Raw genomic sequence first — 260 nt, 5'->3', positions numbered from 1 at the left:
CGAAACCGGCACCTTCCTGGTGGCCGCGGCGATGACCGGCGGCAAGGTCACGGTCAACCGTGCCCGCCCGAACAAGATGGACGCGGTGCTGGCCAAGCTGGTCGAAGCCGGTGCGAAGATCGACACCACCGACGACAGCATCACCCAGGACATGCAGGGCAAGCGCCCGCGCGCGGTCAACCTGACCACCGCGCCGTACCCGGCGGTCCCGACCGACCTGCAGGCGCAGTTCATGGCGCTCAACTGCGTGGCCGATGGCG

General features: G+C 69.2%; 1 pseudogene. It reads left to right on the top strand.

From position 1 onward, the window contains the following. Positions 1–260 (top strand): annotated as a pseudogene (locus ACQG3P_RS20230) (UDP-N-acetylglucosamine 1-carboxyvinyltransferase); the annotation flags it as partial.

The organism is Stenotrophomonas sp. SrG (assembly GCF_050031795.1).
GTDB classification, from domain to species: domain Bacteria; phylum Pseudomonadota; class Gammaproteobacteria; order Xanthomonadales; family Xanthomonadaceae; genus Stenotrophomonas; species Stenotrophomonas rhizophila_A.
The sequence above is the reverse complement of the archived record's forward strand: the minus strand, read 5'-3'. Positions and strand labels throughout refer to the sequence as shown.